We start from the raw sequence: 19,577 nt of genomic DNA, 5'->3' as shown, positions 1-19,577 counted from the left end.
TTAATTCTCGAACAAAACCTTATATCCAAAACTTGTTATATAATCTGATTGAATAGTAATCCTTTTTGTTTCTCGATTGAGACTTCCAAAAACACCAAAACCACCGTCAACATTTGAATAATCTGATTCGTTGACTCTAACTGTATATTTATTATCCTCTAAAATGGAAGCATAGTACCGCGAGAGGTTTTCATCCAATGATAGAACTTCAACTATTCCGTATGTAGAAATAGTAATATTCTCTTTAGCAATATTTTCCGATAAACTTTGAAACGCATGATTAATTGCATTCATTGAATAAGATACAGCACGGGATTTTGACGCAACGGGATAAATAGGAATTAATTCACCGTTGTTATCTACCAAACGAACAGGAAGATGTAACCATTTTTGAGTTGATGTTCCCCCGATATTTTCAAAGTATTTCACCTTTATTCTGCCTACATAAAAATTGTCCGTATCTTCGGTTGTCCAAACAATATTTACGTTACTAGTATTCACAGGCGGAATTGTATTTGAAGTTTCTTGTGTATTATAATTGAATCTACCCGGTGTATAACAAGATGCTCGCAATCTTTTACCGTTTCTAAGAGTTGCTTCTATTTCTAATAGTTCACCTTTACCAGTTGGTTTGAATTTATCCAAATAATAAAAATGGAAAAGTGAATCCGGATTTGTAGGATTAAATACGGTGTTCTCTTCAAAAATGTAAACTGTATCTTGATACCACAATCTGATATCCGCACCAAGGTATGCCGGATTCTCGTCATAAACCGAAGGATCGTAACCATCGACATCATAGCTGCTAAACAATGAAGCGATTTGTAATGCAGTATCTCCCCTTACAACGCAAGTCAGTGCAAACTTTTCTTCGAAGTCCCCTTTTGGACTAAAGTTTTCTTCGCAGCCCAAAAGAATGAATACAGTTAAAGCAAAAAATAGTATTTGTAATTTTTTCATATAGCCACCTTCACAGTCGCAGTCGGTAAAAACGGCAGCATGTTCACCCTTTCACCCGTGTCCCTTTTGAAATAGAAAATGTTAGCGCGATCATAAACGTTGATAATACTTAAATCGAGTTCCATCTTAATAAAACTGAAATCGAATTTCTTTGAAAGTGTAAAATCTAATCTATGATAAACCGGAAGCCGTTCGATATTTTTATCCCCGAGAATTGTATATGGATTAAAAGAATAACCACCGGGATCAACATCAAAGAAATTACCGGTATAATATTTATCATAGAAACCTACAATCGGAGTAAACGGTAATCCGGAACTATAAGACCAAATTGCATTAGCGCTCCAACCCGCTCCAAAGTTATACTCAAGTCCAAAATTGAAAGCATGTCTGGAATCAAATTTAGGATAATATAACCAGCCATCGACTTCCTTGAATGCCCAGCTTAAAGAATAAGAAGAATTTATTTTGAATCTATCGATTGCATAATTAAGAATAAATTCGGAACCATAAGCCTCACCGTCGCCATTAACCAGGTCATCGTCATAATCAAAAACTTTCTTTTCATTTATTGCGGCTAGGTTAGTAATTTTTTTGTAATAACCTTCATACTTGAGTAATAGATTTTCGGTCAAGAAGAAATCTGCTCCAAAGATTAAATGTACAGCTCGTGAAGGTTCAAGGTAATCGGGAAGAATTGTCCAAGGCTCAAATAATGAGATGACTTCATTTTCATCAGAAACCGTTGCAACTTCTTGTTGATAAAGACCAGCAGCTGATTTAAGAGTAAGAAATGGGAACAATTGATATGTCATGCTAATGCGAGGTTCAGGATAAAGTCCGCCGCTTTCAGTTAAGCCGGTTAAATTTAATCGTGATCCAATATCAATCCCCAAAGATTCCCATCGTAGTAGTTTGTATTTTAGATAGATACTAAAGTTACCAGAGAACTCTTCGATATCAGACAATGCACCTTGACTATTTGATTGAATGAGTTTTGTATTAAGCGCTTTAAATTCAATACCAAAACCCAGTTCATCTTTTGTTGGCCATACATAATTGAAATCAAGACTAAGAGTCATATCATCAACTTCGTTTCTGCGAGGTTTGAAATCAGATTCATTTGGAATAACTTCACCTTCAAATTTGCTAACGCTAATACCTAGTCTGGAATACAACGGCACATCATAAATTTGAATCCATTCAAAACCGAATAAGTTATTGCTCCATTGATAATCTTCGGCAAGAGGATCTTCATCATCAAGTTTATCACTTGAAAAGAATCCGAAGAAATAAAATCTTCCGTTTTCAATAATTGCCGGGTCAGAGTAGTTCAATTTAAAAGAGAAATCATAAAAATCGATAGGAACACTTTGATCATTCAAGAAATTCTTCAAGACATCATTTGATAAACTCTTTCTTCCCGTAGCCATAAATGAACCATTTGGAATAGGTCCTTCAACCATCATTTTACCCGTCAATAAACTTGCGCTTGCACTTGCACCGAATTGATTTCTATTACCATCCTTAGAAACGATACTTAAAACAGAAGAAAGTCGTGAGCCATATTCTGCTGTGAAGCCGCCTTTATAAAACTCAACACTATTTATCATTTCGGGATCGATAACGCTAAACAAACCTAGTGCATGGAAAGGATTATAAATTGTGACACCATTGAGCTTTACTAAATTTTGATCGCTTGTACCACCGCGTACATAGTATTTAGCGGAAACATCACCTGTAGTTCTTACACCGGATACATATTGAAGTGATCTCAGTACATCAGTCTCAACACCTTTTGGTAATGATTGCAATGTCTTAACCGAAATTCGTTCCAATCCGATATCAGTTTGATTCTTTTGAATTATTCGTTCGCCAATCTTTTCAATTGCACCAAGTTCAACACCTTCCGGAGATAACTTAATATCAAGCTGTGTTATTTTACCAGGAGCAATAAAAATGTTAACAGTTTTTGTCTGATAACCGACAAATGATACTTTCACTAAATAATTTTTATTGGCCGGAATTTGATTGATGAGATACAATCCGCGTTCATCAGTTGAGGCGCCGGTTTGAAGTTCATCGATATAAACATTAGCGTAAGGTAAAAATTCACCGCTTGTTGAATCGGAAACAATACCTCTTAATCTACCGGTCTGCTGTGCACTTAAGGAAAGGCAAACGAATAGGAATAAAAAAACATAATAGAATAATTTCATTTGAAAACCATAAGGAAGGCAATAACAGTCTTCCCCCCGTTATTAGAATAAATTACTAAATCGACCGGTTAAAATAATAAATGAGATTTAGAATTTCATGATTATTTTTAAATGATGGTTGATATAAATTGAATCAACTTTATTGAATAGATAAGGTCACAAAGTTTCACGAAGTAAGCACAGAGTCTCACAAAGAAGACATTTCAGTTATTGATTCCCGCTTTTGCGGGAATGTCAAAAAAAAGTCGATAATTCCGTGATGCTTATACACGGAATCTATGGATAGATGGATTGGATGAATGGATGAGTGGATTGTTGGATCATGGATTAATGAATTATAGATTGGATGGTTGGTATAGTGGAATAATGGAATTTTGGGTAATTGGTTGATTGAAGGATTATGGTCACAAAGTTACACGAAGTACACACACCAGAGGCGGGCACAAAGTTACTCAAAGAAAACAAAATAGTTATCGATTCCCGCCTTCGCGGGAATGACAATTTTCAATGATTACTTAACAACCCGGATTAATAGTTATATGATTAATCTTCCAACGTTGATAAGTTACCGGGATCTTCACCCATGGCTTTAGCTTTGAGTACACGTCTCATAATTTTTCCCGATCGAGTTTTAGGTAATGAATCGACAAACTCTATCTGTTCCGGTTTTGCAATCGGACCAACTTCATGTGAGACATGCTGTCGTAATTCCTCAGCTAATGTTGTACTGCCGGACTGCCCAGCTCTCAAAATTACATAAGCGTAGATAGTGTTTCCCTTAACTTCATGCGGGACTCCTATTGCCGCGGCTTCGGCAACTGCACTGTGACTAACAAGTGCACTTTCGATTTCAGCTGTACCAAGTCTATAACCGGATACTTTGATAACATCATCAACTCTTCCGATGACCCAGAAGTAACCGTCCTTATCTTTCTTTGCACTGTCGCCAGTCATGTACATCCCTTTATACTTTCTCCAGTATTGCTGAACGTATCTTTCATCATCACCGTAAATTGTTCTAATCATTGCAGGCCAAGGAGTTTTAATAACAAGATAACCTTCTTCATTAGGTTTGACCGGTTTACCTTTTTCATCAACTACATCCATTTCAATTCCTGGGAATGGTCTTGTACCGGAACCGGGTTTAAGCGGAACGCAAGGCATCGGGGTAATCATAAACATACCGGTTTCGGTTTGCCACCATGTATCCATAATCGGACATTTTTCATTTCCAACAACTTTGTGATACCATTTCCATGCTTCGGGATTGATCGGTTCACCAACCGAACCAAGTAATCTTAATGAAGAAAGATCATGACGTTTAACCCAAGCTTCGCCAAAGCGCATTAATCCTCTTATTGCCGTAGGAGCAGTGTATAAAATATTAATTCCGTAATTCTCAATCATCTTCCACCAACGATTCGGATACGGATAATTCGGAGCACCTTCATACATGAATGATGTAGCGCCATTGAGTAATGGACCGTAAACGATATAACTATGACCCGTAATCCACCCAGGATCGGCAGCACACCAATATCTATCTTGTTCTTGAATATCGAAAACATACTTGAGAGTCGTGTAAGTACCGACCATGTAACCGCCGTGTGTATGCAAAATTGCTTTCGGTTTGCCCGTCGTACCGGATGTATATAAAATAAACAACGGATCTTCCGAGTCCATTTTTTCTAATGCACATGAATTACTTGCAATTGGAAGTTCTCTTAATTCGTGATACCACATATCACGACCGAATTCCATTTTGATTTCTTGTCCGGTTCGTTTAACAACGATAACATGTTCGATACCTCCGGCACGCTGTAAAGCTTCATCGGCAATATCTTTTAGCGGAACGATCTTCCCTCTTTGATATGCACCATCGGCTACAATAAGAACTTTTGATTTACTATCCTCTATTCTTTCATGAAGAGCTTCAACGGAGAAACCACCGTAAACTACTGAGTGAATTGCACCGATTCGTGCGCAAGCTAACATTGCTATCATTATCTCGGGAATTCTTCCCATATAAATTGTTACACGGTCACCTTTTTCAACTCCCATACTTTTCAATATATTGGCAAACTTGCAGGTTTCTCTATGCAAACGGAAATATGACATTGCTTCAAAGTCGCCATTCTCCCCTTCCCAAACCAGTGCTATTTTATTTCGTCGGTGTGTTTGAACATGAACATCTAAACAATTGTATGAAATATTTGTCTTTGCACCGGTGAACCATTTGTAGAAAGGTTTTTTACGATCGTCAATTACTCTATCCCATTTTTTGAACCAATGTAATTCTTCGGCTCTGTCAGCCCAAAACTTTGCATAATCAGCGTTTGCTTGCTTGTTGAGTTTATCCCAATCTTTAACGTTAGCGTTTTCGATTACTTCTTTCGGTGGGTAGAAAACTTCGCCTTGCAATTTCTTCTTTGCCATCAATGCCTCCCTTAAATGAGATTAAGTGTATGTTATTTTGAAATGAAATTAAAGTTTGTCTGATTGAAATGCAATAAGTGGAATGGAGTGATGGAGTAATGAGTGGAAAGATGGAAAAATGGAAGATTGGATTATTGGAAGATTGGATGAATGGATGAATGGATGGATGAATGAAGGATTTAGGTCACTAAGTTACACGAAGTACGCACAAAGTCACACGAAGAGAAAAATTTATAGCTTGGATTCCCGCATTAGCGGGAATGACAAATTAAGAGTCGGTCATTCCGTGATGTGGAGAGCCTTACCACCTACTTTGATCCAACAGCGACATCCCGCGCTGGCGAGAATTTTACACGGAATCTGATGACTTGCATGGATGAATGGATTGGTGGATGATTGGACGAGAGGATGAGAGGAATGATGGAGAATTGGAATGATGGAAGATTGGGTGAGTGGTTGAGTGGAATGAGAGAATTCTGGGTACTATTTATATACTTTCCCGTTTGAAGTGGACCAAGTTAGTATTGCGCCGGATTGATCTTGTACTATTAAACCAAAATAAATTATAACCTTGCCGGATAAGTTAATGAAGTTTATCGCGCCATTGTTCAGTTCTATATTAAGAAGTGTTCTTTGATGTATTTCCGGTTTTTCAATCTCGCCTAGTTGATGCATAAATTGATTATGATGTTTGGAATAAAAAACCAATACATAATTATAAATACAATTTTCTGCTTTATAATCTGTGAGAAAATCTATGTAAGCGTAATTCTGCTCTACTTCGGTTTTGAAGATTAATATTTGCTTGTCGGGTGGATCCGGGATGATGCGAAATAATTCGGATATTTCAACGGATTTAATTTGAGATTTATTATGACTGAAAATCTTATTGTACGCGCGGTTTCCTCTAATGGTTTTACTTCCCCACACATTTTTGATAAGCGGAATAGAGTTTAGATATGCAGAAAACATGATAAGATTCTTAAAACCGTTTTTTACTAATTTCGATTCTTCTGTGCCGGTAATGTTATATTTTTGCGGTCTGTTGGAAACGAATGTTTTACCGTTCACTCTTCTGAAAACGAGGTTACCAATCTTACCGTTAATAACGCCGAGTAATTGTTGATCTACTCTTGCCATAATACCTCAATATTATTACTTAAAAGACTGATTGTCTAAAATATATTAAAAAAATTATGGAAAAGGTACTCAGTTGAGGCTGGATTGTGTATGATTTGGACGGCACCGGAGCGGTACTGTATCGAGACTGTAACGACACTGATAAGTTTTCAAATAGGTTTCAGATAGGGTTGAAATATGGAGTTGAAGATATCATGACAGTAGAAATTAAGGAAAAATGGAATGGTGGAATATTGAATTTATTTCATGGATTCTCGCTTTCGCGGGAATGACAAAAAGAGTCGGTCATTCCGTGATGTGGAGTGCCTTACCACCTACTTTGATCCAAAAGCGACATCCCGCGCTGGCGGAAATTTTACACGGAATCTCTTGCATGATACGAAGACTGGAAGATTGGATGAAAGAATGCGTAAATGGATGTATGGAATTATGGAATGCTGGAAAAATGGAATGGTGGAAATTTCTCTGTGTTTTTTAATTAAGTTTTGTATTTTGTATTTTAACTATAACAGTTTAGGTTGTTATGGATTATTTGTATTCCCAAATATTATCTATCCCCTGCCAACATTCGCAATCGAATATTTTAGATTCATTAGAATATAGACCGAATAGTTTTCTACATAACAAAATTTTATCATGCACATTATTAAGATCAAATAGTACATCCTTAATAAATAGGTTAGCATTTGTTTCAGTATAAGAAGTAGAAGTAATAAGTTCTTTGTAAATCATTATAAAAAAAATATAAAGCGACGTTTCTTGTTATTAAACAACTTCGTCCAGTTGCGGACTAACACGCCGTTATGCTGCTTAATTACAAGGTAATCATGTTATGAAGAAAATACCGATAATTTCCATAATTATAATATTTACACAATTATATTTTGCACAAACTCTAGAAATGCCAAATATAGAGGTTGAACCAATTTATAAAGGTGAATACAGAATACCAACTGCTAGTACAAGATATTATTCATCTCATTATGCAGGCGGCAAAGTCGTTGGATATGATTACCAAATTAAAATTAGATTATTATTTTCTGAGAATTATCAAATGACTGATTCATTATATGGAATAGTCTGTATACTCCCAAATTATGATTTTAAAAAATTATCCTTTAAGAGTGATAAAATTATTCAGATTTCACCTGGCAAATACGAATACTCATTTAACTTAAGAACAAAGGGAAAAGGTTGGTTAAAAATATTCATTGCACAAAAGAAAGACTTTTTAAAAGATACTGATCCGACATTTTATAAAAACACAAGTAATAAAGTAAGTCATTATCTGGATAATTCTTAAAAGCAACATAACATCTTTAATCAGCCCAAGAGATGGCGGATCATTAAGTGAGAAGTCCCCGCATCAAAAAAATACGGCGAGGTGAACAAGCGGATATAGTTATTGCATGAAATAAGTTTTGTGGGATAAGTTCATAATAAATAATTATAAAAAAAATACACGTCGGCGTTACTGGATATTTTACAACTTGTCCGCCTCTAGCGGATAATACACCGTTAAGTAATTCAAAAAGGAAGAGAAATAGAAATGAAAAAAATAATTGTAAGTGTAATACTAATTTTATTGACCACGGTAAATTATGGTCAATTGAATGATGAAACTGTTTTTAAATATACTGCCATTTCTGAAATTGCTGTTCAAGCAGATCAAATAATATTTCAGATAACAATCACTGAAGAAAATACAGAACCTGAAACGGCTTACAAGACACACAAAGAAAAGGAAAGTAAACTTGCATCTTTAATAAAAGAATTAGGGATAGCTGATAGTAATATAGTTTATTCATTATTGAGTATTTCTCAACCTCGAATACCGAGAGATGGTAAAAATTATATAACGAATCAGAAAATCAGATTGAAAGTAGATGATTTTACACTATATGAAAAAGTCCAAATAGAACTATTAAAAATGGGTATTAATGAATTTAACAGCATATTTTCTTCAAAAGAAACGGATAAAATACGAGAGAAAGGCATAAAAGAATTAGTAAGGACGGCACGGAAGGAAGCAGAAATGTATGCTGAGGAATTGGGTTTAAGTGTCGAAAGAGTAATAGAAATTGAATCAAGAATGACTAGATTAGATGGCGGGGAGCCGGTTTTTTTTACAGCGAGTCCAAAGGTTGATTATTCTTTGATGGATATTCCACAATCATATAGTGTAAAGCTTATTGCAAATATCTCTTTTCAGCTAAGTAAATAATTGGCTAAAAAGATGCTGGACAGGTCCGACTTCGTCAAAAAGCAACTTCAGAGGACAAGTAAGAAAGAAGTTCCGCAACAAAAAAACTGCGGGGTGAATTAGCGGTTATAGTTCTTTCTCAGAATAAGTTTTATAGTAAGATAGTTCTCAATAAATGTTTATAGAGTTAAGTTCGGCGTTACCGGTTATTTTCCCGGTACTGATGGTTATGCAAAGCAACTTGCTAGTCTTTGGTAGATAAAACAACATTGTACGGCAAATAAAATGAAGAAATATTTAAACACACTATTATTTTTTTGTCCGATAATATTTATTGCAGGATGTTCAGCTAGAACCATCATTGTAGATAGTCAGACTAAATTAAGTGAATCTTCAAAAGTCGATTGGGTAATTACAAAGAAAGATTCAACGATTGATTTTAGAACGAGTATTGATGGCTATGCCAAAGTACAAAATGATCACTTACTTTTTGCAACGGAAAATGATTCCGTAAATAAACTTGATATCAATGAATTAAAAATTATTTATCTGAGAGAAGATGATGGTTTAGCAACTTATTTTATTGGTGGAGCAGTTGTAGCAATAGTGGTAATATCATATTTACTACACAACGTCAATTTAACCGGTGGTTAAAGAAGTGCAGCATCTTTAATCTAGCAATGAACTAGGTTGACAAGTAAGCTAGTAGTCCCGCATCAAAAAACTGCGGGGTGAACAAGCGGATATTTATATTCGTCATATCAGAACGCATCAGGAATATGATACATGAAAATGGAAGGAGCAAAAATGATAAAAGGGAAAAATGAAATAAAAAGAGCTGTTAAAGTTTGGCCGACAGTTTCAAAAGTTGTTTCAACAATACATACTGAACGACATTATAATCGAGCGGTAAAAATGCTTGATCAATTGATAGATGATGTTAATGAAAAAAGTGACCCGGTTAAAGAATCATTAATTGATACACTTGGTACATTAATTAAAGATTATGAAGATAACAATGTTGAAGAACGAAAAGGAGATCCAATAGGTGTATTGAATTATTTATTAGAAGAACACGGATTGACTCAAAATGATTTAAAAGAGATCGGCAGTCAGGGAGTTGTGTCAGAAATATTAAACAGAAAAAGGCAACTGAATTTAAGGCAAGTAGTTGCACTAAGTAAAAGATTTTCGGTCTCGCCGGCAGTCTTCATTGAAAGTGTATAGTACGCAAAAATTGTCACTGCTTTATAAAGGCTTTGATATGCTTAAAAAGTGAACTGCGGTTATGCACTAAATCCACTTCTAAATAATGAGAGCTACAAAATTCATAAATACTAAGTTGATATAGAAATTATCAGAGAGAAAATAAATGTACGAATACCTAGTAGGCTTAAATGTAACAGATGATGCAAGCTACCAAAAATACAGAGAAGGAATGACTCCGATATTAAAATCATACGGCGGAGGATTTAATTATGATTTTAAGGTATCGGAGGTGTTTATCACTCAATCACAAAACAAAATAAACAGAGTGTTTACCTTATTTTTCCCGGATAAAGAAACTTCAGAGAGATTTTTTTCCGATCCCGAATATTTAGAGATAAAGAAAGCGTATTTTGAAAAAGCGGTGGAATCTACAACAATAATTTCTCGATATATGAAATTATAAATCTACTGCATTGTGAACAGGTTAAATTTCAGATCACTTATTCCCCAATCCAATAAATAATCCTTTATTACGAGTGCAAGATTTTTGTACGGGAAGTAATGTAAAATTATCTTCTAAGAATTATATTTTAAAATCAGATTAAATATCCGGGTATAAAATGTTAATTCGAGAAGTCAGCTACACCGATATATCGGAATGGTCAAAGATGAGAACATCACTCTGGCCGGATACCGAGGATAATCATATAACTGAATTGGAAGAATACTTTGCCGGTAAATCAATTGATATCGTTCAGGTATATGTTGCCGAAGAAGCTAAAGAAATAGTTGGTTTTATGGAACTGAATATCAGAAATTTTGCCGAAGGAAGTCGTCATGCAAAATTGCCTTACATTGAAGCTTGGTATGTTAAGCCCGAAGATCGAGGGAAAGGTTACGGCAAAGCTTTAATTAAAAAAGCCGAAGAGTGGGCGATATCTCTTGGTTATACAGAATTAGCAAGCGATACCGAAATAAATAATCATAAAAGCATTTCGCTACACAAAGAACTAGGTTTTATTGAAACCGAACGAATTGTTTGTTTTCTTAAAAAATTAAGATAACCGGCTGTATCGATAAATGATTTCTGCTAACTAGTATTTTAAAATTATTAGAGTAGATTATTAAGTGTGGGCTAATTGTTTAAGATAAAGAATTTGTTTTAAAAGAGATAAAATATTTCTATCTTTGTAACTCGTTTTGAAAATGAAAAATTCAACTTACGGCGAGGTGCCCGCCTTCGTTAAAACTACGGCGTATAAAGGTGAGTGGCTGTCATCGCCTTCGGCGAGATCCCGCCTTGAGTCGGGAAAACCAACGGTTTGCTAAACAGATGTAATTTTGTTCTTAATACTTAGAAATATAGATTAAATTTTTCAGCTAATGGAGAGGTGGGTGAGTGGCTGAAACCAACGGTTTGCTAAACCGTCGTAGTGGGAAACTGCTACCGAGGGTTCGAATCCCTCCCTCTCCGCTCTTAAAGGGAAGTCATATTTTTTGACTTCCCTTTTTTTGTTATACAAAATAAATGTTCAATACAAATCTTATTCTTTACCAAGTCTTTGAATTATCTCTTTAAAACTATCTAAACCGGCCTCGATATTTTCAACTATTTCTGCTGCAAGAATATCGGGGTCGGGCAGGTTGTCTGTATCGCCGAGACTTTCATCTTTAAGCCAAAAGATGTCAAGATTGGTTTTATCGCGGGCGATTATTTCATCATATGTGAATTTCTTGAATTGCTCTGATTCAGCTCGTTTATTTCTATTCTTTGGATTATATGATTTTACAAAATCTTCAAGATGATCAAATTTCATTTGCTGTGTTTTTAAAGTGAAGTGCTGATTAGTTCTTAGGTCGTATATCCAGACTTCCTTTGTCCAAGGTGTTTTACTAGCTGGTTTGTTATCGAAGAAGATTACGTTTGCTTTGACTCCTTGCGCATAAAATAAACCGGTTGGCAATCTTAGGATAGTATGAAAATCGGTTCTCGCTAATAAATTCTTACGGACAGTTTCTCCTGCGCCTCCTTCAAAAAGCACATTGTCCGGCACAACTACAGCCGCGCTACCATCCGGCTTTAGCATTGATACTATATGCTGAACAAAATTCAATTGTTTGTTGGAAGTAGTTACCCAGAAATCCTGTCTTTCATAAGAAAGTGATTCTCTTTTTTGTATGCCTTCAACGTTTGTGATTGTTATACTACTCTTTTTACCGAATGGCGGATTGGTCAGTACATAATCATAATTTGTCTTGGGCTTACTGAGCAAACTATCTTCCCGCATAATTGGCGGATCACTTTCTATATCACTTATGTTGTGGAGGTATAAATTCATCAAACATAGTCTTGCAGCACTAGGCACAATTTCCCATCCACGGAAGGTATTGAACTTCAGAAATTCTTTCTGCTCTGAATCTAGTTTTAATTTACTTAGATATTCATAAGACGATAAGAAGAAGCCGCCAGTACCGCAAGCCGGATCGGCAATGGTCTTCATTGGTTCGGGTCTGATGCATTCAACCATAGCTTTAATTAATGCGCGGGGCGTAAAATATTGTCCGGCACCGCTCTTTGTATCTTCCGCATTTTTCTCTAACAGCCCTTCATATATATCTCCCTTGACATCTGTTTCCAGTGTAAGCCAATTCTCTTCATCAATCAGATCAATAAGCTTTTTTAGTTTTGCCGGATCTTGAATTTTGTTCTGCGACTTAAAGAATATTTCGCCTATCATCCCTTTCTTTTTGCCGAGTTCATTGAGCAGTGTTACATAGTGGACTTCAAGCTCAGCACCGGTTTTATTTTTAAGAGATTCCCAATCATATTTTTTGTCGATTATTGTTTGCCTATTAAACGGCGGCTTGGAATATTCATAAGCCATTTTAAGAAAGAGCAGATAAGTAAGCTGTTCAAGATAATCGCCGTAACTTACGCCGTCATCGCGAAGTATGTTACAATAATTCCAAACTTTTGAAACGATTGATGATGCTGTCATTTTGATATACCGTCTATGATTAAAAATTTTTAGATGTTTTTAAATAATCGCCTTCAATTGAATATTCCATAAATAGTGCGAAGATCTACCTCTAGCATATCTGCAAGGTGACCAGCATTAAGTTCATCCTCTTTAAGTGGATATCTTTTTATCCAATACAATTGAGAATGTATATTAAAATTCAATGGTTCTAATTCATTGCGTATTTTGTCAGCAGCCATTGAATTCGAAACGGAACTTTTCTGTATCTGGATACCAATTGGCGAAATAAAATCGTCGCTCATCTTCCATAGATCAGTACCGAAACCGAACCAGACTTTTACCTTATTGAGGTCAATGTAAAAACCCCACCATTTATAAGACGACCGGATCGAAGTGGCTACAAATCCCCGTTTTGTAATCTCATCTCTTACTTGACTAATGAGCTTATAAAATTTGTCCAGCAACTCAGGTACGTTTTGATCTTTTAAGAGCATGATTTCCTCGCTGCTAAAGTTAATTTCTTTGATGTATAGATCATAGATATATTCTTGAAGAGCGTTGATTATACAATCGTCTGACTTCCATAGCTCAAGAATATCTTCCCAAAATATGAATTCAAAAAGATCACTGAATTTTTTATCCTCTCTCGATCCACTATCAAGAAGTGAGTCAATTAAATATTCGTAGTACTTTTTACGTTTTTCAATTGTAAGCAGATACACTTTCTTAATACTACATTTCTTAAAACTATCATTGTTCTGAAGTAAAGTATGATATCGAATCAGTTGATCCTTGCTTGAGAAATCAGCATAAAATTTATTTTCTAGACAGTAAACCTCCTCATCGTTATAAATAAGTAGGTCCGGTCTTCCTTCTTCAAATACATTCTGACTTTCGACTTCAAACAGAAAGTCCTCTGTAGATTTAAACTCGGTTTTCTGAAGAAAGCGATTGTAGAATAATTTCTGAAATGGAGAATATTTTTTATCTGTTAAAATTATCTTTAAAAGTTCAGTGGTAAGATCTTCACCCGTTATACCTGCTGTATCTAAAAATAGTCTACTCATTCTGATATATATTATTAGTGATTAATCCTCAAATATTTCCGCGCCGGCTAATTTTTCAAACTGATCACAGATTAAGTTTATTCTTTCCTCTAAGAATAACTTATAGCCCTTTTTAGTATCTCTCATCCATAAGCCATATTCATTTGTATGCGGGATGAGGTGACTATTTAAGACTTTTCTTAAATATCCGTTGTTCCTATACTCTGCAAGATATTTATAGGGCGGATTACTACTGACTCTTATATTATCCTGCCAAGTAAAGTAAGTGATATTACCGATACTATTATAATAATTTCGACTGAGCCCCTTGACCCTCAGATGTGCCCTTGGAAAAATATGATGTCTGTTCTTTTTATTCGCGGAAGAATTATGTTGAGCCAACGGAATTTCGCCGCCGCCGTCAAGATATCTCGGTTTCTTGGATGCAAGCATGCAGAGAAATGCTTTTGTTAAACTGGAGCCTCCAGAATAGTCGGAAAATTTCATTTTTATAAAACTAACTTTTTCCTCTATCTTAAATGGTTTCTGTTTACCTTCGCTGAGTTTCAAAAAGTAATTGTAATCCTCCATGATATTTTTATGATACCCAGCACCTGAGTACCTTCCGGTAATTCCAGTATACCAAAACCACTTTTTGATCTGTCTCATCTGGTATGGGTCAGGTTGAGATCTATTATAATGATAAAAGAATGTCGCCAATAAGGGAATCATATTTACTGATGGTATCATCGAGTAATCATAGACGCAGAAGTTCTTCTTCAAATAATCTATTGCTTTTCCATAAGCCGGGCCCAGGTATTTCCAGTCATTATCAAATTCTTTTTGCAACTCTTCCGAAGATTCAATTTTATCTATAACAGAACTGATGCCTCTTTCGCTAATTTGAGGTGCGTCATATATTAATGCAATTGCTCTTAATAAAAAGATCCGGTCCATATTCTCAAATCCGTTTTTAAAATCCCTTCTTATAGCATTGATTCTATTTTTGAGATTAAAACTTGCTGCTAAAGTAAATGCTTTGTCGGCTGAGCTAAGACGCGTTCCAGTTGAATTTATTCTAACGAAGGTCTCTCTTACCTCACCTAGATTATCTGTCTCGATATATTCAAACGGGACCTTATAATTTTTAATACGTTCCCGACACTCTTTGATTTTTCTCATTTTATATGCAGGATAATTCTTAAAAATTGTTTTCCATCTTGGGGAAAGTATATCAGAAACTCGTAGATGCTGATCTTCATCGTGTCGCCTTAGGTAGAGGAACTGCGGCTCAGCCTTCTTATCCAGATTGAGATAGATTCTTGAGAAATCAATCTCCTTGCCGTTTGAATTTTCGATCTTATCTCCGCACATTATTCTATATAATACAGAAAGCCTCTGTTGTCCGTCAATTATAAAATAGACTTTATTATTATTATTCGGATTATAAATCGGTAATGCAGTAAGCTCTTGATTTAGGTTATATTGCATTGCTTTCTTTGCCCTCCATATCAGCACCGTTCCAATAGGGAATCCTTTATAAATCGAATCGAGCAGATCACATGCTTTTTTTGCATTCCATACAAATTCTCTCTGTAGTCTTGGTATGGCAAATATTCTTTTTGCAAAAAAACTTTCTAATGAACGAATTTTAAAAGATTTTGTTTCTCTTCCTTTCATATGTAACCATCTATTTGTTTAACAAGATTATTAGCGAACATCTATATACTTCTTAATATTATGAATAATCTATACCAGCTTCCCTTCAAACGCTTGCTTTAATATTGACTGCCGCAGTGCTTCTGATTTTTTAAGACTTTCATCTATCGCCGCTTCCAGTTTATCCGCAACCGAAAAACGCCTTTCGATTTCTTCTACTATTTGGATTTGTTTTTTTAATGGTGGTAAAGGAATTTTTTGAGAAAAAACATCTTTATCTCTTACGGCAGGATAACTCGAACCTGTTTGAAGTGCGTTTAATGGTTCAAGAAATTTTTCATACAAGGTAAGGTGGAAAATATATTCTGATAAAAGTAAATGCTTTTTCGGTCTAATTACGCAAAAACCTGTTGAAGCAATTTGACCGCTGTACCTTGGCGGAACTAGTGCAATATTTTTAAGATAAGTTCTTACAGTAGAGAAGAGTAAATCGCCTTCATGTACCAGCTGTTTAGCTCGCGAAGGAGCGTCTTTCCACTGGTATTCTTTGTGTGAGACAATTTTATTTATCTTGTTATCAATTCCACCAATATCCAAATAGAGAAATTCAAAATTTGGATCAAGATCTTTAGCATTTGAAACTTTATCACAAAATTCCCCTAGTGCAACTAACTCCCAACCTTCCGGCAGCTCCCTATTTTCACTTTTACCCTTTACCTTTTTCCCTTCACCTTGAATCAGCTTTCCTTCAAACGCAAACTTAAGTACCGCCTGCCGATAAGTCTTAATCTGCGCTTTTGCTTTTTTGAGGTTCTCAATTCCGTTGTCGAGTTCGCTGAAAAGTTCTTCTATTTTATCTACTATGCGGTGCTGCTCTGGGAGGGGTGGGAGAGGGATATGAGATTTCTCAACATATTGAAAATGCCTTGAATAACCTTTATCGGGAATTGGTAAAACATGCAGGAAATAATAAAATAGTTTGGTGTCAAATTCTTTATTTGGCTTAATTACTTTGACGCCATCAGCTCCCGGTATAAAATTAAATGGGATAAGTTTTTTTGCTTTTGTGTGATCCCCAAATACAATTACAGGTAAATTACAGTTTAAGAGAAGCTCTTGATCATTTGAGAAGCCTCCGACTAATTCTTTCCCTTGGTCAACAACTGGATATTTGCCTTCTATTAGATACTCTTTTTGTTTTAACTTCTTTCCTGTCGTAGGAATCTTTTCAATATAGTCACCAAGTTTAACCCAAGACCAGTTGGGAGGGAGTTTCTTGTTCATAGTTTTAATTTAGTTTTGAGTTGAGATGATCACACAATGTTAATATATCTCTTTTCGCAACCCTAATGTCTTTCTTAGTTATACAGGGATACATATGTGCATATAAGTTTCTAACACGCTTTATTATTTCTAAGTGGCCACTAAAGAATTCCCAATTAGGGAAAAGTTGTGGAATACAGTCTGATTTATATTCTTTTACGATTTCAGCAAGTTGGCCAAGAGTTATTGAATGAATTGGGAGTATTGGAACTCTCGCAGAATCACCTATCCAAGGCATGTACGTTTGTTTCTGTTTAACTTTCGCTACATAATCATAAATATCTCGTTTTCTAATCTTTAATGATTTTTCCCACCAATCATTGCCATAACAGACAACCATGAAATCATTTAAAGCAATTCTTAACCCATTTTCGAATTGGAAAAAATGCGAAAAAACTGGTTCTGCAATGTCTATCGCCTCAATATATTCTTTCGGTATGTTTACTATCCGCCTTCTTCTTTTTTTCATTTCACATAATTATTTTTTCTTTTTCGTATGTCTTGCATTTCTTACAGTTTGTAAGCCACAATTACAAATTATTGCTATCTCTTTATCTTCTAGACCAAATCTATCAAGGATCTCAACTTTTCTAGATATACTTGATTCAATTTCTGTTGATATGCACAAATACCCTAGCATTAATACTGCTTGTCTTTCAGGATTAATTTGACTTTTTGCCACTTTTACCTCCTTTATTTTTTTTCTTTCTAAATCTTTTTACCCTGACCATGTTTGGAGTTAGCCCGCAAATTTTTGAAATTTCAGTATCGCCATAACCTAACCGAGTAAGTATTTCAATCCGATCACTATCGTCTTGTAATTCTTTTATTGCAATATATCCAAAGACGAGCGCCAGACTTGGCAAAGCTGATTCTATCTTTTTTGACATTATTTTCTCCACCCTCTATTTATTTAATTTTTCTTTTAACACTGGTAACTGACTGTTCCAGTCCCTGCAAATAACTTTTATTCTATCAATGTCATTCTTTGATAAAGGATTATTGTGAGCTAAAATATTTCGTGAAGGATAGATTTCCTTTATTTTGATTCTGAGCCAATCTAATTGGTGCGGAAGGTTTTTAAAATACGGTGTTAATACTTGAGTATTTCTATATATTATGGCTTCAAGCTCATCCAGATCAACATAATCTAACATGCTACTTTGCCCTCTTTTGCCATGCCATAAATTTTCACCCTCTTTTGTCTTCCTCGAATTTGCATTTCTAAATGGAGTGTTAGTAATTCGGTTTTCACTCCACCACCCATCCGGATATTCTTTGTCAAAAACTAATCGAAGAAAATTTCTTATAGAATTTTCAAACACATAAATCAACGGATAAATTTCACTCATGGCTTTAGCATCATTCAAAATTCGATTTGGTAGAAGTGGATCGCTCACAGTCGTTTCCTTTATCTTCAGTATCTTTTGTACTGTCGTTTTCCTCTTGGTTGAGGTTTCCTTTTTGCCTGAAGGTTTCGTAGAGCTCCTATCTCTAGCAAGCTCAAAAATCTTCTTTTGCAATTCATGATCATCTTTTAAATATTTATGGACGTCAATTCCATTTCTCGAAGCTAATATAAAAGCAGCTTCCTCTTTTGAAATCCAGCTGTCAAATTCTTTTCTAATGCCATTTATTGCATTATAAGTCGCTTGAACAGATGTGTTTCGTTTTTTTTGTATTGCATCTAATAAATTTTTATCAATCATGACTCACTTACTTTTTTTTTGCGTATAAATAAGGTGATATTTCAGTAGCTTTCTTTTTCCCCAATAAAGGCGCTATTTCTGATGGTTGAAAACCAATGGAATGCAAAAATCTAGCTACCGCACCTTTATTAAGCTCCTTTTTATCTGTTGAGAAATTGTCGTTCATCTTGAGAATTAATAGTGCCTTAAGATACATCTTAATTTCATTTAATTGACTTGATTCGATTTCCATTTTACTTCCCCTTTTTCTTTCTTTTTGATTTAGCTCTACTTAATGCAACACTCACTGTGTTTGGTGTTGTATTACAAATATCAGCAATTTCTTTTGGTTGAAATCCTGCATTACTCAATAGCTCGAATTTTTCATCCGTTTTTAATTCACGAGTTAAATCTATTGCCAATAATTTATTCATTTTTTTTATTTCAGATAATATTTCTTCATTCATTTTTTATTTCTCCTTTTTTTGGATTTATATAGGAGTTTAGATACTTGACGAGATGTCTTACCTAAAATTTGCGCCACCTCATCATTAGTTAATCCGCATTCACTCAATTTAGCAACCTTCTCAACTTCTGTTGAGAGCTTATCTTCCTCATACTTTAAGATGAGCAAAGATATTATTGAATTCATTTTCCTACTAATTTCTTCCAACGTTTTTTGGTTATTATCCATATTAACTCCTTATTATTAG

Annotated in this window: 23 protein-coding genes and 1 tRNA gene; 9 read left to right on the top strand and 15 right to left on the bottom strand. The window is 35.1% G+C overall.

The features are described 5' to 3' along the window. The 3 genes from QY331_06465 to acs form a co-directional block, all read right to left on the bottom strand. Positions 1 to 960 carry a DUF4249 family protein gene (locus tag QY331_06465; protein WKZ70891.1) on the bottom strand — a complete coding sequence of 320 codons (960 nt, stop codon included), beginning with the start codon at positions 958 to 960 and terminating at the stop codon, positions 1 to 3. Then, a complete protein-coding gene (locus QY331_06460) occupies positions 957 to 3,179 on the bottom strand; it encodes a TonB-dependent receptor (protein ID WKZ70890.1) in 2,223 nt (740 codons plus the stop codon). Before QY331_06460 ends, QY331_06465 begins: the two co-directional genes overlap by 4 nt. Positions 3,180 to 3,722: 543 nt before the next feature. Further along, a complete protein-coding gene (gene acs, locus QY331_06455; GenBank protein WKZ70889.1) occupies positions 3,723 to 5,615 on the bottom strand; it encodes an acetate--CoA ligase in 1,893 nt (630 codons plus the stop codon). Between the two features lie 118 nt (positions 5,616 to 5,733). Between acs and QY331_06450 the strand changes: the two genes are divergently transcribed. Then, a complete protein-coding gene (locus tag QY331_06450; GenBank protein ID WKZ70888.1) occupies positions 5,734 to 5,979 on the top strand; it encodes a hypothetical protein in 246 nt (81 codons plus the stop codon). 119 nt (positions 5,980 to 6,098) lie between these two features. On the opposite strand, the gene QY331_06445 is transcribed toward QY331_06450, so the two are convergent. After that, on the bottom strand, positions 6,099 to 6,755 hold the full coding sequence (locus QY331_06445; GenBank protein WKZ70887.1) for a hypothetical protein: 657 nt from the start codon (positions 6,753 to 6,755) through the stop codon (positions 6,099 to 6,101). A 217-nt stretch (positions 6,756 to 6,972) separates the two neighbouring features. Between QY331_06445 and QY331_06440 the strand changes: the two genes are divergently transcribed. From QY331_06440 to QY331_06405, 8 genes are all read left to right on the top strand, one after another. Then, entirely contained in the window at positions 6,973 to 7,233 is a 261-nt protein-coding gene (locus QY331_06440; protein ID WKZ70886.1) for a hypothetical protein, read from the top strand. Between the two features lie 354 nt (positions 7,234 to 7,587). Continuing rightward, positions 7,588 to 8,058, top strand: coding sequence for a hypothetical protein (locus QY331_06435; protein WKZ70885.1), 471 nt, complete (start codon positions 7,588 to 7,590; stop codon positions 8,056 to 8,058). 246 nt (positions 8,059 to 8,304) lie between these two features. After that, complete coding sequence (locus QY331_06430; protein WKZ70884.1) at positions 8,305 to 8,979, top strand: SIMPL domain-containing protein; 675 nt, start codon at positions 8,305 to 8,307, stop codon at positions 8,977 to 8,979. A gap of 264 nt (positions 8,980 to 9,243) precedes the next feature. Then, positions 9,244 to 9,612, top strand: a complete 369-nt coding sequence (locus QY331_06425) for a hypothetical protein (GenBank protein WKZ70883.1) — start codon at positions 9,244 to 9,246, stop codon at positions 9,610 to 9,612. A gap of 132 nt (positions 9,613 to 9,744) precedes the next feature. After that, positions 9,745 to 10,185 carry a helix-turn-helix domain-containing protein gene (locus tag QY331_06420; protein WKZ70882.1) on the top strand — a complete coding sequence of 147 codons (441 nt, stop codon included), beginning with the start codon at positions 9,745 to 9,747 and terminating at the stop codon, positions 10,183 to 10,185. 145 nt (positions 10,186 to 10,330) lie between these two features. Beyond that, a complete protein-coding gene (locus tag QY331_06415; protein ID WKZ70881.1) occupies positions 10,331 to 10,630 on the top strand; it encodes a DUF1330 domain-containing protein in 300 nt (99 codons plus the stop codon). A 157-nt stretch (positions 10,631 to 10,787) separates the two neighbouring features. After that, positions 10,788 to 11,231, top strand: a complete 444-nt coding sequence (locus QY331_06410) for a GNAT family N-acetyltransferase (protein WKZ70880.1) — start codon at positions 10,788 to 10,790, stop codon at positions 11,229 to 11,231. Between the two features lie 321 nt (positions 11,232 to 11,552). Next, a tRNA-Ser gene (locus QY331_06405) sits at positions 11,553 to 11,641 on the top strand. Between the two features lie 70 nt (positions 11,642 to 11,711). On the opposite strand, the gene QY331_06400 is transcribed toward QY331_06405, so the two are convergent. The 11 genes from QY331_06400 to QY331_06350 all read right to left on the bottom strand — a co-directional run bounded on the left by QY331_06400 (position 11,712) and on the right by QY331_06350 (position 19,558). Next, the gene (locus QY331_06400; protein ID WKZ70879.1) at positions 11,712 to 13,166 is read right to left on the bottom strand and encodes a class I SAM-dependent DNA methyltransferase; all 1,455 of its coding nucleotides are present in this window, start codon (positions 13,164 to 13,166) and stop codon (positions 11,712 to 11,714) included. 53 nt (positions 13,167 to 13,219) lie between these two features. Beyond that, positions 13,220 to 14,215, bottom strand: coding sequence for a PD-(D/E)XK nuclease family protein (locus tag QY331_06395; protein ID WKZ70878.1), 996 nt, complete (start codon positions 14,213 to 14,215; stop codon positions 13,220 to 13,222). 21 nt (positions 14,216 to 14,236) lie between these two features. Continuing rightward, positions 14,237 to 15,874, bottom strand: coding sequence for a DUF262 domain-containing protein (locus QY331_06390; protein WKZ70877.1), 1,638 nt, complete (start codon positions 15,872 to 15,874; stop codon positions 14,237 to 14,239). A gap of 69 nt (positions 15,875 to 15,943) precedes the next feature. Then, positions 15,944 to 17,137, bottom strand: a complete 1,194-nt coding sequence (locus tag QY331_06385) for a restriction endonuclease subunit S (protein WKZ70876.1) — start codon at positions 17,135 to 17,137, stop codon at positions 15,944 to 15,946. 4 nt (positions 17,138 to 17,141) lie between these two features. Further along, positions 17,142 to 17,645, bottom strand: coding sequence for a hypothetical protein (locus QY331_06380; protein WKZ70875.1), 504 nt, complete (start codon positions 17,643 to 17,645; stop codon positions 17,142 to 17,144). A 9-nt stretch (positions 17,646 to 17,654) separates the two neighbouring features. Next, positions 17,655 to 17,858, bottom strand: coding sequence for a hypothetical protein (locus QY331_06375; GenBank protein WKZ70874.1), 204 nt, complete (start codon positions 17,856 to 17,858; stop codon positions 17,655 to 17,657). Further along, positions 17,839 to 18,066, bottom strand: a complete 228-nt coding sequence (locus tag QY331_06370; protein ID WKZ70873.1) for a hypothetical protein — start codon at positions 18,064 to 18,066, stop codon at positions 17,839 to 17,841. The genes QY331_06375 and QY331_06370 overlap by 20 nt, the downstream gene beginning before the upstream one ends. Before the next feature lie 15 nt (positions 18,067 to 18,081). Continuing rightward, on the bottom strand, positions 18,082 to 18,885 hold the full coding sequence (locus QY331_06365; GenBank protein WKZ70872.1) for a DUF2240 family protein: 804 nt from the start codon (positions 18,883 to 18,885) through the stop codon (positions 18,082 to 18,084). 7 nt (positions 18,886 to 18,892) lie between these two features. After that, positions 18,893 to 19,117, bottom strand: coding sequence for a hypothetical protein (locus tag QY331_06360; GenBank protein WKZ70871.1), 225 nt, complete (start codon positions 19,115 to 19,117; stop codon positions 18,893 to 18,895). Between the two features lies 1 nt (position 19,118). Continuing rightward, positions 19,119 to 19,331: a hypothetical protein gene (locus QY331_06355; GenBank protein WKZ70870.1), complete on the bottom strand. Its 213-nt coding sequence runs from the start codon at positions 19,329 to 19,331 to the stop codon at positions 19,119 to 19,121. Continuing rightward, entirely contained in the window at positions 19,328 to 19,558 is a 231-nt protein-coding gene (locus QY331_06350; GenBank protein ID WKZ70869.1) for a hypothetical protein, read from the bottom strand. The genes QY331_06355 and QY331_06350 overlap by 4 nt, the downstream gene beginning before the upstream one ends. Between the last annotated feature and the right edge of the window lie 19 nt (positions 19,559 to 19,577).

The organism is Melioribacteraceae bacterium (genome assembly GCA_030584085.1).
Lineage (GTDB): Bacteria > Bacteroidota > Ignavibacteria > Ignavibacteriales > Melioribacteraceae > SURF-28.
The sequence above is the reverse complement of the archived record's forward strand: the minus strand, read 5'-3'. Positions and strand labels throughout refer to the sequence as shown.

Excerpts from the sequence above, each read along its gene's own strand:
- QY331_06465 (WKZ70891.1), bottom strand. The coding sequence starts at position 960 with ATGAAAAAATTACAAATACTATTTTTTGCTTTAACTGTATTCATTCTT.
- QY331_06460 (WKZ70890.1), bottom strand. The coding sequence starts at position 3,179 with ATGAAATTATTCTATTATGTTTTTTTATTCCTATTCGTTTGCCTTTCC.
- acs (WKZ70889.1), bottom strand. The coding sequence starts at position 5,615 with ATGGCAAAGAAGAAATTGCAAGGCGAAGTTTTCTACCCACCGAAAGAA.
- QY331_06450 (WKZ70888.1), top strand. The coding sequence starts at position 5,734 with ATGGAAGATTGGATTATTGGAAGATTGGATGAATGGATGAATGGATGG.
- QY331_06445 (WKZ70887.1), bottom strand. The coding sequence starts at position 6,755 with ATGGCAAGAGTAGATCAACAATTACTCGGCGTTATTAACGGTAAGATT.
- QY331_06440 (WKZ70886.1), top strand. The coding sequence starts at position 6,973 with ATGGAATGGTGGAATATTGAATTTATTTCATGGATTCTCGCTTTCGCG.
- QY331_06435 (WKZ70885.1), top strand. The coding sequence starts at position 7,588 with ATGAAGAAAATACCGATAATTTCCATAATTATAATATTTACACAATTA.
- QY331_06430 (WKZ70884.1), top strand. The coding sequence starts at position 8,305 with ATGAAAAAAATAATTGTAAGTGTAATACTAATTTTATTGACCACGGTA.
- QY331_06425 (WKZ70883.1), top strand. The coding sequence starts at position 9,244 with ATGAAGAAATATTTAAACACACTATTATTTTTTTGTCCGATAATATTT.
- QY331_06420 (WKZ70882.1), top strand. The coding sequence starts at position 9,745 with ATGAAAATGGAAGGAGCAAAAATGATAAAAGGGAAAAATGAAATAAAA.
- QY331_06415 (WKZ70881.1), top strand. The coding sequence starts at position 10,331 with ATGTACGAATACCTAGTAGGCTTAAATGTAACAGATGATGCAAGCTAC.
- QY331_06410 (WKZ70880.1), top strand. The coding sequence starts at position 10,788 with ATGTTAATTCGAGAAGTCAGCTACACCGATATATCGGAATGGTCAAAG.
- QY331_06400 (WKZ70879.1), bottom strand. The coding sequence starts at position 13,166 with ATGACAGCATCATCAATCGTTTCAAAAGTTTGGAATTATTGTAACATA.
- QY331_06395 (WKZ70878.1), bottom strand. The coding sequence starts at position 14,215 with ATGAGTAGACTATTTTTAGATACAGCAGGTATAACGGGTGAAGATCTT.
- QY331_06390 (WKZ70877.1), bottom strand. The coding sequence starts at position 15,874 with ATGAAAGGAAGAGAAACAAAATCTTTTAAAATTCGTTCATTAGAAAGT.
- QY331_06385 (WKZ70876.1), bottom strand. The coding sequence starts at position 17,137 with ATGAACAAGAAACTCCCTCCCAACTGGTCTTGGGTTAAACTTGGTGAC.
- QY331_06380 (WKZ70875.1), bottom strand. The coding sequence starts at position 17,645 with ATGAAAAAAAGAAGAAGGCGGATAGTAAACATACCGAAAGAATATATT.
- QY331_06370 (WKZ70873.1), bottom strand. The coding sequence starts at position 18,066 with ATGTCAAAAAAGATAGAATCAGCTTTGCCAAGTCTGGCGCTCGTCTTT.
- QY331_06365 (WKZ70872.1), bottom strand. The coding sequence starts at position 18,885 with ATGATTGATAAAAATTTATTAGATGCAATACAAAAAAAACGAAACACA.
- QY331_06360 (WKZ70871.1), bottom strand. The coding sequence starts at position 19,117 with ATGGAAATCGAATCAAGTCAATTAAATGAAATTAAGATGTATCTTAAG.
- QY331_06355 (WKZ70870.1), bottom strand. The coding sequence starts at position 19,331 with ATGAATGAAGAAATATTATCTGAAATAAAAAAAATGAATAAATTATTG.
- QY331_06350 (WKZ70869.1), bottom strand. The coding sequence starts at position 19,558 with ATGGATAATAACCAAAAAACGTTGGAAGAAATTAGTAGGAAAATGAAT.